We start from the raw sequence: 16,219 nt of genomic DNA, 5'->3' as shown, positions 1-16,219 counted from the left end.
CCTTGGGAGGCGCTGTCAACGACAGCGAGCCAATTCGAATTCGAGGGCTGGCGGGATGTCCCGCCGGCCGGATTGCTCAATCGTCATACAGTGGCAGGCCCTTGAGCGTGGGCGCGAATGGATCGAGTACCAGGAACCGAATGTCTGCTTGTCCCGCGAGGTGAAGCAGATCGACCAGGTGTTCGTCGAGGCCGAAGGCAAGCTGCTGCTCTCGAAGAGTTGCTGAGGTCATCTCCAGGATCTCCAGGCACTCATCCGTCCAAGGGGTGTTGTGCAGGCGAAAGCCCACGGCGCCGTGCTCGTTACACCAGAAGAGCGAGACCAACACCGACGGCAAGCGGACTGGCATCTTGGTCGAGAACTTTTCGTAGAGGCTATTCCATGTAGTGATGGGCAGATGTGTTTTTCTGATCTCCCAGCAGCGGTTGTAACCGCCGCCGAACGAAAGGTATCGAACGACACTCTCGGCTTGGGTCAGTGAATATTGATCTCCGATAAGCTTTTTTCTGCCGTCCTGCTCACCGTAGATGCTGTAAAGTACGTTTCTCACTATTCCTTGGTGAGGGCACTTTTCGACTATTTCATTGTCTAGTTCTTGCGCTACCACGGCGAAATCGTCATTGAAGTAGCACAGCTCGCACTTAAAGTATTCGTCTGGGAGGTGTCGCTGGGTTTCATGCAGTGCGCGGTAGCACGGTAGATTGTCGCCTTCGTCAGTGATCTGCAGGTTTCGCTCGATGCGGAAACTCTCATAGCCGCGAATAAACGGATTGAGTTGAGTCATGGGGTATCTCCGGTTGCCGGGAAGCCCATGCCCTTGGAGGCTATGGACCTCCAGGTGAGTAAGGGGCGCCGAAGCGCCCAGGTGATGTCGAGTTGTTGTAGTTAACGCGATAGGTGTTCTTCTTTACGCCGAGCCTTCTGGTATCGCTCTACCAGGCCATAGTATTGAAGTATCGATGAGGTGCTCGAGTCGCAACCGTGCTCGCAGTCGGCCTGCGCCAAGGTTTCGATTGCATCTTGAATTACATAGAGCTCGATACTGAGTCCTGCATCGCCAAACTCATCAACCAAGCCTTTGCACATGATGTACTCGAACCTGCTTTGTGCAGCATGCACTCCGATGTTGAGTAGAGCTGGGAGCCTTTCTGGATATGTGTTCATGGTGATTTCCAATTCTTAACCAAATCGGAGAGGTCACCACCCGACAGGGGGATGACCCCGTCTGGGTTGAGTTAGCAGAAGCACACAGCAAAACGGGTAAAACTTTAATATTCCCGTTGCGACCAAGTGCCGTTGTCTAATGCCTGTTGAGCAAGTTCGCGGGATTGGTAGTATTCAACCGATTCGCGCGAAGCTGGTCCTTCTTCATCAAGGGTGCCGATATAAAAGCCGGCGTTGGACATAAGAACCTGCAGCGGCAGTTCGAGACGAAGATGGGCGAGTGCCAGCTTTCCGTATTGCATGGTGATTCTCCTTTCGGTAGGAAACACCAGTCCCAAGGGGACTGAGGTCCCCTAAATGGGAAATGTTTGGCGGTTAGGCCAGGGCAGATACCTGGGCATTGTTGCTGGCCAGGAACAGCCAGGCGAAGTTGCAGAAATGCCTGCTGAGCAGCAACTCGTCCTCGATGTCAGAGAGGCAAACTTCCTCTACTTCCGGCAGGGCGGGCAGATCTACGATTTGGATATTGCTCATGATGATCTCCAGATAATGGAGAACACCACGCCCTGGGGGAGATGGTGCCCCCCGGATGGGTATGCGATGAAGAGTGGCGCATAGCGTAGGTAGTGAAAGGCCCTCGGGATGAGGGCCGGTATTCAATCAAGCCGTGCTCAAGCAGCGGCTTGTTCAGCAGGGGCTGCGGGTTCACCTTGCGGTTCGCCTTGGCCTTGCTGGGCTTTTTCAGCTTCTTCCTTCGCATCGTAGACGGTGGTGCCATCTACTTTGATCCAGGAGATGAAGAGCAGCCGGCCTTTGAGACTTGCGTCGGGCCTGCCTTGTTTCTCGCCTTTCTGGTGGATGAAGGGATCCGCCCAGATATCGCCGATACGGAAGGAAATCAGAACCTTCTTCTTGGCCTCGACTGCTTCCTTGCAACGGCGGACAAGCTTTTCAGCCTGGGCGCCGACCACTTTGCAGTCGATGTAGGAGTATTCCACGCTGTCTGCCGCGCCATGGAGGGCTGCGACGGTTACGGCGAGGAACGGTTCACCTCGGCGGATCGGTACTTCGCGGATGCGATTGAGGTAGCCGATACCGGTGGTGTGCAGGTCGAAATATTTGGCTTCTTGGGCTTGGGTGTTGTTGCTCATGATGGTTCTCCAGTTTCGTAAGCGAAAGCGGAGAAACACCTTGCCCGTCAGGGAAAAGTATTCCCCGCATGGGTCGGTATTGGGAGGTAAATCTGAGGGAGAGGGCTTCCATCAACCTGTGGTTGATTGATCGCGCTACCGGAAGCTGGTGCGATCTTGGGTTCGATCTACACGGAAGTCCGTGTCGTAGTCTTTCAGATCATGACTACTGGGGGAGGGTTGCCGACAACGTCAGCAGCTCACGGGGTAAAGGATGGGCAGGGGAAAAATGAATGTCAATACCCTTGAAATGAAAAAAGCGCCCAGTGTTGGGCGCTTTCATGGTCAATGATGACGGGGAAGAATCCGATGTTTTTGGCACCAGGTCTTGACTTGAGGCCAACTGAACCAGAGGGCTATGCCGGAGCAGATAACCACCAGGCTGGTCATGATGATCATGCCGAACTCGGTCTGGGACATTTCACTCCTCCTCGGTGAGAGCGATACCTATGAGCCAGATTACCATACCCATGACGAAAGCATATGCCGTCAGCAAGCGGTGCTCGCTGAGGAATATACCCACCAGGCTCGCGGCAACGGCAGTGGTACCGATTTTTCGTAGATCGTCTGCGAATGCAGCACGCTTCGATTTCATGGTTTTCCTCGATGAATGCCGGAAAACCGTCCCCGCGGGAAGGTTTCCCGGCAGGGGGTGGTGAGAGGTACGGATCAGCAGGTCAGCGGATCAACCGGTGCGATCAGTTGATCAAGGGAGCCCAGCTTGAGCTCCTTCCTGACCGGTGTTTTGGCCTTGGGGGCCGCCTTGGCCGGTTTGGATTTGCGCGCGCGCTTGGGCTTTTGCACTTCGCGCGTGTTGGCCAGATACCAGTCATTGAGGTTGACTTTCTTCAACCGGACGATCGCCGGGACGTCGCTGATGTGTTCCAGCTCCTTGGCGGTCGGGCCAGCAAGCATGGCGGGCTCGATACGCTGGACGCTCGACGCAACCGGAGCTTGTGCATGCACTACGACCGGAGGGCGACTGAGCGCTCTGCGGAACTCACGCACAACACTGCCGAGGGCAAAGCCGATTTCGAAGCTGGTGGATTGCTTGGACATGGTGTTTCTCCTGCAGGTTGAGGGTGCGGAGAAAACACTGACCCTGGCGGGGAAGTGGATTCCCCGCTGGGTTGCGGAAGGGAGCTTCTATCGACCGAGGCCGACCGACCGTGCTACCAGAAGCTATACGGTCTTGGGTTGGATCAACACGGTGGGCTGTGCTGCAGCATTTCGGATCCGAGCTGCATGGGGGCATGTCGCTGACAACGTCAGCAGATCACGCGCTCATCATCGAAGCGGGGGGCGAAAGTGTCAAGGTCAAGCAGGGGGAGCGGATGCAGGATGCAGCGGGCGGAGAGCGAGGGCGGAAGAGCGCGGCTGGTAGAAACCCTGTCAAAGGTTTCCCCAGCCGTGTCTGGAAGGGGAGTCAAGTGAGCCACCTGTGGTTGAATCGTCGATCCCTGGGCATTGATCGTCTCGATCCCATCACCCGGCCATTATCGTGGCTTGGCCAGCAAACAGTAGGCACGCATCCGCGTACAAAGGGAGCCCTGCGTATCACCGGCGGGCCACCGGCAGGGAGAAGGATCCCGATGGGTAGCCTGATGGTCCTGGAGCAGGAGCATCAGGCTACCCATGGAGAGGGGAAAAGGAGGGGCCGTAACACCAGTACGACCCTTAAATCGAGGAAACACCGAACCTCTTGAGAACCCTATGTGCCTTTAAACTCGCTCGACACGAGTTGACGGCTGCATGACAAGCAAAAGAACAGGGAGACACAGGGAGAATTCTCAACCAGATCCGCACGCCCCACCCGGTGTTGTAGCGTGCTTACGGTTTGGCGATGAGGCGAACCTGCATCACCAGGGTGCTACTGATGACCGTCAGTAGCCAGCGGGGTGAAATCAAAGTTGATGGCATTATGTGTTCAGGAGGCCGGTTTATCAAGCAGCGCCGGGGTTTACTGGCCTGTGGAGGTTATTTGACCGCGACCACCGCGCCCTCGGGGATGGGAGCAGGGAGCGCAATGGCAGTGGCACCGAGGCGGCGCGTGACTAACTGGCCGTTGCGCCTGACGCCAACCAGGTCGGATTCCGTACCAGCATCCACGGCCGCCGCCAGCCCCGCCGGCGGCGAGGCGATGAAAGCGTAGCTGGTGCCGGCGGCGATGTAGCCCTGAAGCCGCGCTGGCTTGCGGAACCAGGCCGGTAAACCAAGAGCGGAGTCCGCCGGCGAGCCGCTGAAACCGGGGTTGGCGTGTGCGTACTCCGCCAGGCTGGAGCGGTAGAGCAGCAAGCTCCTGGCCAGGGTGTCGACCTCGGCCAGTTCGGCGCTCGAGGTCGCGTGGTCGCTTTGTACACTCAGCCAGGTTCCGGTGAGCAGGGCGAGCAATAGGGCAATCCAGAGCAGCGGCATGATATCTGGACGACTCCCTAGTTGAGGTAGGTGGCTGTCACACGCATGCCGGCGGAGTTGCCGAATCCTGCGAGCACAACGGTGCTGTATAGGCAGAACTGGTGTCCGGCTTTCACCATGGCGGAGATCGAGGCGTCTTCAACTACATCAGCGTTTCGCCCAGCGGTGGAGCGCGCTTGACCAACGATCACGCCATCGACTTCCAGGCGCAGAACGCCGGGGCCGGAGCCATTGATCAGCGCGTCCCTGGATACCGCTTGGCAGTGGGTGCGGGGTCGGTTATCGGCGGGATACTGTGCCAGCACCACAGGGGTGGCGATATTCACGCCACTGGGCCGTTTCCACAGCCCATCGGTGCAGAATAGGGGGCCGCTGTTGTCTCTGCCTACCAGGCCATTGGGGGAGCATCCTGCATTTTCTGCCGCCAAACCATTGATCTGAAGGTACTCGCCGACGGTCGTTCTACCTTCGGAGCTGAGCTTTCCCCCTCTCAATTCTCCGCCGGTATAAACGCTCTTGTTCATCCACGACCTGACCCATGTGCTGTCACTCATATACCAGCCACCGTCCCACCGTTCGTTGTACCAACCTGAGTTACCGCGGGTCCTGAACCAGCCTCCGGTGTATGTCTCGCCGGCGACGTCAGCAGTGCCGGCTTTCACCGTGCCAGTGGCTGTCACGTTGCGCGCGCTGATGTCCGCACTGGTCGTGATGTTTCCGCTGGCGGTGATCGCTCCGGCTGCGGCGATATTGTTGCCGCCCATATTCAATGCCGTGTTCATCCGGTTGAGCTCGGGATGACCCGGGACGGCATTGCGGTAGAGGTACTCGTTGGCAATGGCACCGTCCTGGAAGAACAGCGCCGTCGCCAGGTGTCCAGCACCGGGAGCGCTACCGAAATTGCTCAAGGCCACCTGCCAGGCGGCGCCCTGGGCGATACTAGTGTTGGTTTTCGAGATGTAGCCCCCGGTGGCTCCCATGAGCTGCGCAATCCGGCGGATCGAGAGTTCGGAAGCCGCCTGCCCACCCGAGGTCACGATCAGCGTTTCGAGCTGGTTGGTCGCCGGCTTGCGGGCCAGGACCTGGTATTGCTGGCCGTAGATGTTGGTGTCGCGGAAGCCTGCGGGCAGGTAACGGGTGTTGCGCAGCATCGGGACGGTGATCACCGCCGGGGCCGTGGCGCCGGCGCTGGCCAGAACCGTGCTGAAGTTGTCCTTCAGGTACTTCTCCGCTGCCTTGGCCACCTGCTGTTGCTGCTGGGCCGCGTGCTGTTCATTCAGGCCGTCTAGATAGCTCATTAAGACTGAAATCCCGCCGGTAGTCGCGATGGCGATGACGATCAGGGCGATCATTAATTCAATCGAGATAAAGCCGCGGTTGAGCTTGGTGTTATTCATAGGTTGGCTCCCACAGGCTTCTGCGAGCCTGGCGACTCACGTCGTCCTCAAGCAGGTGAATCTGCTGCCGGCGAATCTTGTCGCGCATGGCGACGGAGTCCACCCCGGTGAATAGCAACGGTTCCGCATGCAGTCGTCGAGCTGCGCCATCGCTTACCAGTTCCTGGCAGATCACGGCCTGAATGCCTTCAGCCACGACGTCGTAGGCATTGGACGCGAGGGGTTTGGCCAGGGTGATAAGCCGTTCGATGGCTTGCGGGCAGTTCTTGGCGTGGATGGTCGATATGACTAGGTTGCCGTTCAGCGAAGCTTTGCAGGCCTGGTAGGCGGTGTCTTCGTCGCGGATCTCGCCGATCAATATCAGGTCGGCTCCGGTACGCAGCGTGCGCAACAGGGCTTCGCTGTAGCCTCCCAAGCGTCGCGAGGTCCTAACCTGGATACAGCGGCCGAGTCCATGTTGCCCGCTGAGGTTGGTTTCTTGTGGATCCTCGACTGTGAAGCCAACCCCACCCAGGGTCTGCAGTCGAGCGAGAATCAGCGAGGCGGCGGAGCTGGTCTTGCCGGTCGCCATATCGCCACAGAACAGGATCAAGCCCTGCAGTTGCGGGTTCAGGAGCGTAGCGACCACCTCGCTCGGATAGCCGATATCCTCGAAGCTTCGAACTTGGGCTGTCGACCGGCGCAGCACGAAGACACTCCCGCCGTTGAAAGCATCTTCCAGTTGGGTGACGCGTAGTAGCACACCGTCGACGACGATGGCGAACTCGGGATCCTGCAGCTCCTCCATCGTCTTCCTGCAGAGCTGAAGGAGCTCCTGAGCGTGGGGAACCCACTCGCCGGGCACCTCGACCCGGCGCGCGTCGGCGCCGGCGAGGCCCTTCACGTCGGCGAAGCCTTCACCGAGGTAAAGGTCGACGAACTGAGCCTGGATGATCGGGTTCACACTCACGAACTGTAGGTCCAGGTAATGCTGTTGCTGTCGCTGCTGCAGGCCTGGGTCGCCGCTGCGGTGGTCACTTCACCAGTGATCGCGGATCCGCTGTTGATCTTGGTCTGCTCGAATGTGTTCTTCGCGATCTTGGTGGCCAGCGTGATACAGGCGTCCTGGGGCAACTTGCTGGTGGTGATCGAGAAGCCCATGCCGGTGGACGAGACAGTGACCGATCCGCCGTAGACGTTGTAGACGACGCCGGAGGAGACACTCATGTTCTTCGGCACGCCGTTGATTGCGATCAGGCTCGGGATCAGGTTGGTACCGCTGGAGCCGTAGCCCGAAGAGGTCTTCAGGGCGCGTGCGTTGGCCGCAATGACGCTGATGTTGCGCTGTTCCTCGTTGGCGTTGGACGAACTGAACATCCCTGCCGCTGCGGCCAGCCCCAGGCCGACTCCGATGGCGATGATGATCAGCACGATGATCATCTCGATGGAAACGAAACCGCCCTGCGTCGGACGGGAAGTGCGTTGCGTAGTGCTCATGGAGCGCTCCTTGGTGAGGTTTCAGTGGTTCATGGATTGGATGAGCTGCTGTGCCTGGTAGGCGCCGAGCAGGACCAGGATCATCAGCGCGCCGATGAAGATCAGGGCGAAGTTCTTCACCAGCCCGGCGGCCAGCTCGATCTGCTTGAGGCTGGTCTCCTGCCAGCGGCGGCTGAACTTGACCAGCGCTTCGGAGAAGCCTCCCCGGTTGGCGAGGATGCACAGGTACTGGATGGCCTGTCGGTCGGGGAAATCGTGACCGGCGCTGCGAAGGGCGACTCCCAGGTTCTGGCCCAGGCCCACGCCGTAGCGGGCAGCTTCCAAGCGCTGCTTCAGCCAGGGCGGGGAGATCTTGATCATGCTGGCCAGGCTGTCGTAAGGGCGTATGCCGGCGTTGAGCATGACCGCCATGTTCAGCAGGAAGGTGGTGCCCTGGAGCATGCGGTAGATGGACCAGGGCGGCAGCATCCGGTCCAGCCAGACCCGGCCTTTCCAGCGGTAGGTCGGCAATGTGACGATGACCACCACCGTGAGGGTGATTACGGCGACCAGAACGTAGATACCAGGTCCTGTGACGAAGCTGGCAATGGCGTTGAGCGTGGCGAGCGGGCCGGTCCACGTGACTGGGTCGGAGAGCCTGGCCAGGCTGGGGACCATGCGATAGGCCACGATGCACAGCAGGAACACCATCATGGCGGACAGCGCCGAGGGATAGAGCAGCGCCTGCCAGATGGTGGCGCGGATCCTGGCCTGGGCCTCGACCAGGGAGATGGCATCGCCCATGGCCTGAACCAGGTTGCCGCTCATCTCGCCGGCCTCGATCAGCGCTCGCTCCTGGGCGGGTAGATAGAGCGCCATGGCGGTGGCCAGACGCTTGCCGTTGGACAGCCCCATCAGCGCTTCGCGACTGGCGATGGCCACCGGATGAAACGGATGCTGTCCCTCATGAGCGAAGATCTTGTGTACCTCTGCCACAGCGTCCTTCAGCGGGACCCCGTTTTCGAGCAGGGTGGACATGCTTTCGTAGAACTGCAGGCGTTCCTTGCGGCCGAACTGCTTGCTGTAGAAGGCGAACTGCAACTGCTCCCAGAAGCCCCCCATCAGCACGCCTCCTGCGAGTAGAAGCTGTCGTCGAGCAGATGCTCATCGAAGTCGAGTGGCCCAATGAAATCCTCGACCATCTGCGGGTCGAACATACCCTCGTTGATGCGGCGGATGGCGTGGGCGTGCTTGGTGATGCCCTGCATGGTCTTGACCCAGTAGTTGCGTGCCTCGGCTGGGCCGCCTTTGGCGAACACACGCATGAAGGCGAGGGTGGGCAGCACCACCTCGGCGACGATCGAGCGGCCGTTGACCCCGGAGCCACGGCAGGCCTGGCAGCCAGGCCCCTTGACGTACACCTGGGAAACATCGGTCAAGCGCTGGACCCGTTCGACCAGGTCGAGCGCGAGCTGGTCTTGGTGGTCTTGGAAGCGCACTTTGCAGTGGGGGCAGAGCTTAGGCAGCAGGCTCTGGTTGATCAGGCCGGTCAGCAGGGCCGGATCGAACAGCAAGCCGGGGTCGACGCCCAGGTCCTTCAGGCGCTGGACAATGCCGATCGCGCTATTGGTGTGCAGGGTCGACCACAGGCCGTGCCCGGTCATCGCGCCACGGAAGGCGGCGACAGCGGCGAAGAGGTCGCGCACTTCGCCGATCATCATGTAGTCCGGATCCAGGCGCATGCCGTTGGCGATGCCTGCGGCCCAGGCCTGGCGTTCTGCGTCTGGGTCAGTGGCGTCATAGACCAGTGGGGTCTGGTTGATGCCTTCGCCGCGAATGCGGTATTCCGGTGGATCCTCGATGGTCAGGATATGCTTGGATCCGCCATGCAGCTTATCGAGTCCTTCCATGGTGACCTTCAAGGTCATCGACTTCCCTGACCCGGTGGGGCCGGACAGGATGTTGATGCCGTAAGGCATGCGCATCATGCGATCGAACAGCGCGTTCTGCTCGGGCAGGTAGCCGAGCTGCTCCAGGCTGTCGAGGCCGGTATCGTCGTAGAGCAGCCGCAGGATCATCAGGAACCCACCGGCGCGCGGGCGGGTCGCGATCCGGGCGCCGAACAGGTTCAGCTTCTCGACGAAGGCCTGGCTCATCCGCGCGTCCTGGTCCAATTGCGGCTTGAAAAGCGGCTCGGCCACGTCGCACATGGACTGGTAGATGGTTGCGCAAAGTTCGTGCAGTTCCTGGCTGCGGTACTGCTCGACGGTCTTCAGCAGGCCGTCGACGCGGAAACGGATCTTGCTGCCGGTGCCGGCGGGACTCACGACGAAATGCACGTCACTGGCGCGCAGCTCTGTGGCCTTACGAATGATCTTGACCACGCGCTCCTGCATCTGGGTGGCGCGCTGGCCATCGCTATCGACCAGGCCGTCCATGGCGACGGCGCGGTAGAGCTGGTGAATGGTCTGCAGGTCGGTGAGGTTGAGCTGGTATCGGAAGCCACGGCGATCGAGACGGTCGATGAACGACAGAACGTGAATGTCGTTCTGGTGGCTCTCCGATAGATAGAGCGTGCCGTCGGCGGCCAGGGCCATGATCTCTTGCAGGTGCTTCGAGACCTCCCACTCGCCACCGTCGGCGGTGAGCAGTTGGGTCACCATGGAGGGCTGTACAAGCGCGGCAATTTGAAGGTTCGTCATGGCGGTACCTACTGGATGAACGGCTGCGGTACCGCCCCGGGCAGCGCCGGCGGAACGGAGGCGCCTTGGGCCGAGGAGGCGGCTTGGGTCGGGGCAACGCTGGAGAAGCCCACGGGCACGCGGTTGCCGTCCTTGTCGGTGAGTACGACCTGGTCCAGGGAAATCGACTCGACGCGGTAGTTGCCCGGCAGCTCCGCGCCGCTGGCGGCGTCCACCTCGTACCCGCCCGGGAACAAGAATGTGGCAGTCATCTTGCCGCCGGCGCCGTAGATGGTCCGCACCACTGGCGGAACCGGCTGCGTGATCGTCGGCGCCGCCGCCGGCACCGGCATGGCGAACGTCTGCCCCTGGGCGCTGACGACCTGGCCGGTTTCGCCTTTGCCCTCCAGTTGCCGCTGCGCCGTGGCCAGACGCACCTTGGCCTCGGTGAGGATGGCCTGGGCCTGGATCTCCGCCAGTTCGCCAACGGTGCCGGCGCAGGCCTGGCCGGACGCGAGGAGGAAGAGCACGGCCACGGCCATGCCGATCGGCTCAGTTCGCATAGATTTCTCCTGTGACAGTCCAGTCCAACTGGCTGTCCTTGAGCGTGGTTTCGAGGTTGGTGATGCGGACCCCGGCGGCGGGCAGCCCCTGGAAGGTCAGGTCTGCCGGGAGCCTGGTCTGGGCGCTGAAGGTGAATTTCTTCCAGGAGGGCAACACCACTTGCTGCTCCGTCGCCGCTTCCGCGCCAGGAAGGGGCGGAGTTGTCTCCTGGCTGATCGACAGCTTGGGCTCGACACCCTGACGGTACAGATGGCTGGTGAGCGCCTGCAGCGCGTCGTCGGCTGGCTGCAGCGGCTCATCGCTACCGATGGCGACTTTCAGGTCGACCTTCAGGGCCGCGGTGTTGCCGTTGTCGATGACGAAGGCGGGGCGGTCAGCGAACAGGTGCTGGCTGGCCGCTGTCAGGTCGGCTGCCGTGCTGTTGCCGGTACGGTGGTAGGTGGCGACCAGGACCCTGCCGTCGCACTTGCTGGATTCGAAGAGCCAGCCCTGGATCGACAGCGACAGTACCCCCGTTGCCTTGCTACAGGCGCGTAGCATGTCCTCGAGGTCAGGCATGAGCGTCCAAGGCTTCTGCAATGAAGCCAGGTCCAGCGGCTGCTTGGCCTGGGCGTTCTTCTCGGCCAGCTCGGCGAGGCGCCTCTGCTCCTCGAGGAGCGCGGCTTGTCTGGCGAGCTCTTGCTGGTGGGCATTCCATAGGTAGTAGGCGGTTAGCGACCCGCCTACCAAGCAACCGAGCAGGGCCACTGCCGTCCACTCTCTGGCGGACAAGCCGAAGGTGAGTTGCCGGAGGCGGTAGTCGCGCCGCAGGCGCTTCGGCGCGAGCAGTTCCTCGATGTCGAAGTCCTTGACGGGGAAATCGAATCCTTCGGGAACGAAGACCTGTGCGTTTCGAAGCACGCCGCGCGTAGAGAGCTTCCTGATCCGGTCCCTGGCTTCGTCGAAGGTAGTGACCAGGTCCTGGCCGGGGACGATCGCACCATCGAGCGTGGCGACCAGTGCGTAGCGGTCCTCGTCGACCTTCCAGCAGGCCAGGAAGTCGCCTTCGAACTGGCCTGAAAGCGCCGAGGCCAGGGAGTACATGCCCTTGACTGCGCCTTGCGACTTCGAAACGAAGCCGGCCTGGATCACTGTCGGCGAATGGCGGATGGCAACGATGTCCAGATGCTCTTCCTTGCCCAGCTTGCGCGCTTCCTTCATGTACTGCCGCTGGCTGGATAGCGGCCGCCAGAACAGGCCGCTGACGAACTTGTTGCCGTGGTAGCTCAGGATCGAGACGTCTGGTCCACGGCTACCGATGTCAGGCTTCTCCATGGTTCAGCCCAGCACGACGGGGGTGATCAGCACCACGATGACCTCGCGTTTGGTATTGCGGGTCAGCCCGCCGCCAAGGCCGAAGAATCCGGCGTCGCCGGTGCCGACCTTGTTGGTATCCTCGGTGGTCTGGTCGAAGCCGGAGAGCACCAAGGTCTCGCCGCTGCGCAGGCGTACCTTCTGGTCGAACAGTTGTATGTCGTAGCTCGGGAACTGGGCTTTGGAGTCCCCGCTGGTCTGCATTTCGAACGTCGGTCTGGAGGTCATGTTGATGTTGATCTTCAGCAGCATCTCGCCGCTTTCCATCACGAACGGCAGCAGGCTCATGTTGTAGCCGCTGGTCACGGCGCCCGGGATCAGCGAGGTGGTACTGCCGACCTGGGCGACGTTGGAGATCTGGCTGGAGGCCAGGTAGCTGTCGTAGCGGCCGATCTGGATCGGCGCCGACTGGAGGTTGAGCGTGGTCACGGACGGGGAGCGGACGGTCGAGACGCGACCCTGCTGGGCCAGCGCCTGGACCATGGCCTTGGATCCTGCCCAGGCACTGTTGGCGGTATCCAGGATGCTCACGGAGCCGGAGATCGCGCTTTGATCGATGCCTGGCATGGTGTTCTTCAGGCCGATGCCCCACTTGTTGTTGAGCGACTTGTAGACCAGGTTCCAGTCGATCCCCAGTTGATCCTTGTCGGTCAGGGCGACCGAGAGCACGTTGACGTTCAGCAGCACCTGCTTGGTGATGCTCTCGTTCTCCCGGTTGACCAACTGCTGGACGCGGTTGAGGACCTCTGGTCGGTCGGTGACGGTCAGGGTGCCCGTGGCACGCGACAGCGACATGCGTCCCATGCTCGGCGTCAGCATCGAGTTGATGCTGTTCTCTATGTCGCTGAGGATCGAGGTCTTCAGCTCGGAGCTGGTGGTCTGCTTGCTGCCGGAGTCGCCGCTGATGCCGGAGCTGCCATTCTGTCCAGTGGATCCGGAGCCATCCCCGCTGATGCCGGCGGCCGTCGTCATACCGGAACGCACGGTGGAGTCCACCGTGTTGACGTCGTCGAAGGCGTAGATGCGGAAGGTCCGAGTGTCCAGGTAGTAGAACTCGACCCGTTTCTCGGTTGGGTTGTAGCGCCAGGACACGCCGGCGCGGGCGGCGATGAGATCGAGGAACCCGCTGACCTTGCCGTTCCATTTGATGTTGTACAGCGACCGCGGGCCGTAGGACCCGAAGCTCGATCCCATGCTGCCGCCGGCACCTAGGGACATGCCGTTGGCGACGGAGGCAGGAAACAGCATGGTGGCCATGTCCTGGCCGCCTTGGATGGGCGGCGGGGCGTTGCTCGCGCGCTGCTGAGGTTGCAGGGCAAAAGCGGCCGGGTTCAGCGCGTCGGGCGTGATACTGACCGCCAGGTGGCATTGGTTGATGACTTCCTGGGCGGCCTCCTGCAGCGACGCTGCGCCTGCAGGGCGCCACGTCACGATGCAGTCACTGGACAAGGTGTGCGAAACGCTCAGGGGCTTCGTGCTGACCCAGGGTTTGTCGGAGAACACCACCGTATCGCGGCGATCCGGTCGGGTGTTGCGCATCTGTGCTGCGATCGTCGACGCGGAATCTGCCGTAGCTTCGACACGATCCGCCGACTCGTTCACCCGTGCGACCGAGCAACTGGCCAGCGCGGGGATCAGGAGGCAAGGCAAGAGGTTCTTCAGGGGGGCACGCATCAGTTCTTGCGCTCCTTGATGATGATCAGGGACTGCGGCCGGCTGGCGTTCACCAGGAAGGGCCGTTCGGCAGCGTCATACAGCGGGAACAGCTCGGATACCGCGTCCTCGAAGGAGCCGTGGAAGGTCAGAGGAGCTTCGATCGGATAGTTGAGATCCTGCGGCTCCCAGCGGACGGTCCAGCGTGCGCGCTTGGCCCAGGCTTCCAAGGTGTCGCGCAGGGTTGATCCCGTCTCGGCCGACCAGGCCTGTGTCAGCGGCCGACTCGGCTCCGCCGAAGGGAGCGCCTTGTCCGGTGGAGTGGAAGCCACGGTGGCCGGAGTGGGCGGCGTGGACTTCACGGCGGAGGCCGGAAGCTTGATCGGTGCCGAAGCCGCGGGAGGAGAAGAGGAGTGGCCATCCTTGGCCGGTGCGGCTGGGGGGAGCACAGTGGTGTATTCAGGCTTCTTGGTCGGAGCGGGGCTGGTTGTGATCGGCGCCGGCGTTGGCACCGAGGCGACCACGACGGGCGACTCCAGCGTGCTGACTTTTTCCGTGGAGGAGGGTTGCGTTACCGCCGCTGGAGTTGGGGCAGCGGGCTTCGCATACAGTTGCTGGACCGGTTTCGGCCTTGGCACCGGGGGAAGTTGATAGCCCGGGCGCAGCACGAAGCAGACCTGCCGCGCGACCTCGTCGACCTTCACCTGCCAGGCAGGGCCGGAGAGGACCTGGAGGGTGTTGCGCAGGGTCATCGGGCCGAGCTTGTACTGAGCCGCCGGCAGCGGCCGGGTGTAGAGGATGTTCACATGACCGGCCTCTGCCGGGCACAGCGAGTAACCCGAGCGGCTCATCACGTACTGCATGGCGTCCTTGACACTCGGGTTCATGCTCGACGGGATGGTTACGTCGATGATCTGGGCCATCAGGTCGCGTTGACCGGCATCAGGCTGGGTGCTGACCAGGGTGTAGCGCCCGTAGCGCACGACGGGCTCCTTCTCCGGTTGTACGCCATTCGGGTACAGGTCCGGAGAGAGCAGGTCTGGATTGCGGCTGCTGTCGAAGGCGGGCCTGGCCGGCTCAGCCTTGTGGGTCGTGCAACTGGCGAGCAGCAGGCACAGCGTGAGAGTGGTCAACTGCCTGGTCATTGAGGCCCCCTTTGATGATGGGGCACACAGTGGCAGGCCATTCGCCATGCCTCAGCAGGAAATACTCGGCAACAGGGTAGGGGATTTCTTTTGCCCACCCGCAGGATTGTGCTTCAAGGGGAGCCAACAGAATTTGGAACAAAGCGTGTGCTAAGGCTGCGTGCGATTGACTGTTTGTGATTTATAAGTCACAGTTGACCCATGGTCGAAGTCAAACAAACCGCCACTTTCATGGCATGGGAAAGCAAGCTAAAGGATCGGCGGGCAAAGGCCGTGATCGCCGCCCGTATCTTCCGATTGGCGAATGGACTACCCGGCGATGTGTCACCAGTCGGCCAGGGTGTGAGCGAGTTGAGGATTCACTATGGCCCAGGCTATCGGGTGTACTTCCAGCAGCGCGGGACGGAAATCGTCATCCTGCTATGTGGTGGAGACAAGAGCAGCCAGGCCAGGGATATAGAAATGGCGAAACGCCTGGCAAATGAGTGGAGGCCGCAATGACCGAGCAAATTTATGATTATGACCCCGCGCAAGCGCTGGACAGCCCGGAGGCCATGGCTCTGTTCATCGCAGACGCTTTGGATACTGGAGACACCGCCTATATCGCTAAGGCTATGGGAGTCGTGGCCCGCGCCAAGGGGATGACGGAGTTGGCCAAGGAAACGGGTTTGGCCAGGGAGCAGCTTTACAAATCGTTTAGTGAGCGCGGGAACCCTACATTGAAAACCATGCTGGCAGTAATGCGAGCTCTGGGAGTTGATCTGACCGCCCGCCCGCATGCTCAGTGAGAACTCGTCCAGTTAGAGTTCCCTCTCCCGATCCTTGGCTATTACTGGTGAATCGAGTTGCTGGGCTCACTCATGTATCGTGGTATCGCTCATACCTAGGGAATAGGACTTCCCTAATCTTTGAATCCATCACTGACTCTATCTCGTCATAGGTGAAGGGGTAGCGTGCAACTTCATCCTCGACGAGTTCTATGTATAGCGCTGGAACTGTAGGTTCCCGGTGAAGGTAATATAAGGCGATTGCTGTCGCCATTTCGCAAAGTCTATCTGGGTCGGCCAGCGCTTCCTTAATGTTCGCTAGGGATGGTCTGAAGTAGCCATGTATTTCCCCGGCATACCACCTAGCGCAACTTTTAAACTCGCCAAATGATCAAAAAACAATCAATTCGACGAGTATTTCTTACGTTTTCGCCA

19 protein-coding genes are annotated in these 16,219 nt (G+C 60.8%); 2 read left to right on the top strand and 17 right to left on the bottom strand.

The window, feature by feature from the left end:
• Positions 1-76 precede the first annotated feature (76 nt).
• The 17 genes from FFS27_RS13820 to pilL2 all read right to left on the bottom strand — a co-directional run bounded on the left by FFS27_RS13820 (position 77) and on the right by pilL2 (position 15,017).
• Positions 77-784, bottom strand: coding sequence for a DUF5983 family protein (locus FFS27_RS13820; protein WP_003117058.1), 708 nt, complete (start codon positions 782-784; stop codon positions 77-79).
• A gap of 484 nt (positions 785-1,268) precedes the next feature.
• Positions 1,269-1,466 carry a hypothetical protein gene (locus FFS27_RS13810; RefSeq protein WP_003117057.1) on the bottom strand — a complete coding sequence of 66 codons (198 nt, stop codon included), beginning with the start codon at positions 1,464-1,466 and terminating at the stop codon, positions 1,269-1,271.
• Between the two features lie 73 nt (positions 1,467-1,539).
• Entirely contained in the window at positions 1,540-1,698 is a 159-nt protein-coding gene (locus FFS27_RS33260; protein ID WP_003109368.1) for a hypothetical protein, read from the bottom strand.
• A 137-nt stretch (positions 1,699-1,835) separates the two neighbouring features.
• Positions 1,836-2,315 (bottom strand): STY4534 family ICE replication protein, encoded by a 480-nt coding sequence (locus FFS27_RS13805; RefSeq protein WP_003117056.1) that lies wholly within the window; start codon positions 2,313-2,315, stop codon positions 1,836-1,838.
• Between the two features lie 324 nt (positions 2,316-2,639).
• On the bottom strand, positions 2,640-2,774 hold the full coding sequence (locus FFS27_RS33600) for a hypothetical protein (RefSeq protein WP_003099783.1): 135 nt from the start codon (positions 2,772-2,774) through the stop codon (positions 2,640-2,642).
• A gap of 1 nt (position 2,775) precedes the next feature.
• Complete coding sequence (locus tag FFS27_RS33255; protein WP_003158172.1) at positions 2,776-2,949, bottom strand: hypothetical protein; 174 nt, start codon at positions 2,947-2,949, stop codon at positions 2,776-2,778.
• A gap of 74 nt (positions 2,950-3,023) precedes the next feature.
• Positions 3,024-3,413: a hypothetical protein gene (locus FFS27_RS33595; RefSeq protein WP_003158173.1), complete on the bottom strand. Its 390-nt coding sequence runs from the start codon at positions 3,411-3,413 to the stop codon at positions 3,024-3,026.
• A gap of 918 nt (positions 3,414-4,331) precedes the next feature.
• Entirely contained in the window at positions 4,332-4,769 is a 438-nt protein-coding gene (gene pilM, locus FFS27_RS13790; RefSeq protein ID WP_003117054.1) for a type IV pilus biogenesis protein PilM, read from the bottom strand.
• A 17-nt stretch (positions 4,770-4,786) separates the two neighbouring features.
• On the bottom strand, positions 4,787-6,166 hold the full coding sequence (pilV, locus tag FFS27_RS13785) for a shufflon system plasmid conjugative transfer pilus tip adhesin PilV (protein WP_003117053.1): 1,380 nt from the start codon (positions 6,164-6,166) through the stop codon (positions 4,787-4,789).
• Positions 6,159-7,115 (bottom strand): ATPase, T2SS/T4P/T4SS family, encoded by a 957-nt coding sequence (locus tag FFS27_RS13780; RefSeq protein WP_003117051.1) that lies wholly within the window; start codon positions 7,113-7,115, stop codon positions 6,159-6,161. The genes pilV and FFS27_RS13780 overlap by 8 nt, the downstream gene beginning before the upstream one ends.
• Positions 7,112-7,642, bottom strand: a complete 531-nt coding sequence (locus FFS27_RS13775; protein ID WP_003099765.1) for a type 4 pilus major pilin — start codon at positions 7,640-7,642, stop codon at positions 7,112-7,114. Before FFS27_RS13775 ends, FFS27_RS13780 begins: the two co-directional genes overlap by 4 nt.
• Positions 7,643-7,663: 21 nt before the next feature.
• The gene (locus FFS27_RS13770; RefSeq protein WP_003099764.1) at positions 7,664-8,743 is read right to left on the bottom strand and encodes a type II secretion system F family protein; all 1,080 of its coding nucleotides are present in this window, start codon (positions 8,741-8,743) and stop codon (positions 7,664-7,666) included.
• Positions 8,743-10,323 (bottom strand): GspE/PulE family protein, encoded by a 1,581-nt coding sequence (locus FFS27_RS13765; protein ID WP_003099761.1) that lies wholly within the window; start codon positions 10,321-10,323, stop codon positions 8,743-8,745. Before FFS27_RS13765 ends, FFS27_RS13770 begins: the two co-directional genes overlap by 1 nt.
• Before the next feature lie 8 nt (positions 10,324-10,331).
• The gene (gene pilP, locus FFS27_RS13760; RefSeq protein WP_003099760.1) at positions 10,332-10,865 is read right to left on the bottom strand and encodes a type IV pilus biogenesis protein PilP; all 534 of its coding nucleotides are present in this window, start codon (positions 10,863-10,865) and stop codon (positions 10,332-10,334) included.
• The gene (gene pilO2, locus FFS27_RS13755) at positions 10,855-12,180 is read right to left on the bottom strand and encodes a type 4b pilus protein PilO2 (protein WP_003099758.1); all 1,326 of its coding nucleotides are present in this window, start codon (positions 12,178-12,180) and stop codon (positions 10,855-10,857) included. Before pilO2 ends, pilP begins: the two co-directional genes overlap by 11 nt.
• A gap of 3 nt (positions 12,181-12,183) precedes the next feature.
• Positions 12,184-13,893, bottom strand: coding sequence for a PilN family type IVB pilus formation outer membrane protein (pilN, locus tag FFS27_RS13750; RefSeq protein ID WP_012076860.1), 1,710 nt, complete (start codon positions 13,891-13,893; stop codon positions 12,184-12,186).
• Positions 13,893-15,017 (bottom strand): PFGI-1 class ICE element type IV pilus protein PilL2, encoded by a 1,125-nt coding sequence (pilL2, locus tag FFS27_RS13745; RefSeq protein WP_012076859.1) that lies wholly within the window; start codon positions 15,015-15,017, stop codon positions 13,893-13,895. The genes pilN and pilL2 overlap by 1 nt, the downstream gene beginning before the upstream one ends.
• 201 nt (positions 15,018-15,218) lie before the next feature.
• On the opposite strand from pilL2, the gene FFS27_RS13740 reads away from it, so the two are divergent.
• Both FFS27_RS13740 and FFS27_RS13735 read left to right on the top strand, forming a co-directional pair.
• Positions 15,219-15,518 carry a type II toxin-antitoxin system RelE/ParE family toxin gene (locus FFS27_RS13740; protein WP_003120987.1) on the top strand — a complete coding sequence of 100 codons (300 nt, stop codon included), beginning with the start codon at positions 15,219-15,221 and terminating at the stop codon, positions 15,516-15,518.
• On the top strand, positions 15,515-15,805 hold the full coding sequence (locus FFS27_RS13735) for an addiction module antidote protein (RefSeq protein ID WP_003448662.1): 291 nt from the start codon (positions 15,515-15,517) through the stop codon (positions 15,803-15,805). The genes FFS27_RS13740 and FFS27_RS13735 overlap by 4 nt, the downstream gene beginning before the upstream one ends.
• Positions 15,806-16,219 lie beyond the last annotated feature (414 nt).

Origin of the sequence: Pseudomonas sp. 2VD (assembly GCF_005503585.1) — a bacterium.
GTDB lineage: Bacteria > Pseudomonadota > Gammaproteobacteria > Pseudomonadales > Pseudomonadaceae > Pseudomonas > Pseudomonas aeruginosa.
The sequence above is the reverse complement of the archived record's forward strand: the minus strand, read 5'-3'. Positions and strand labels throughout refer to the sequence as shown.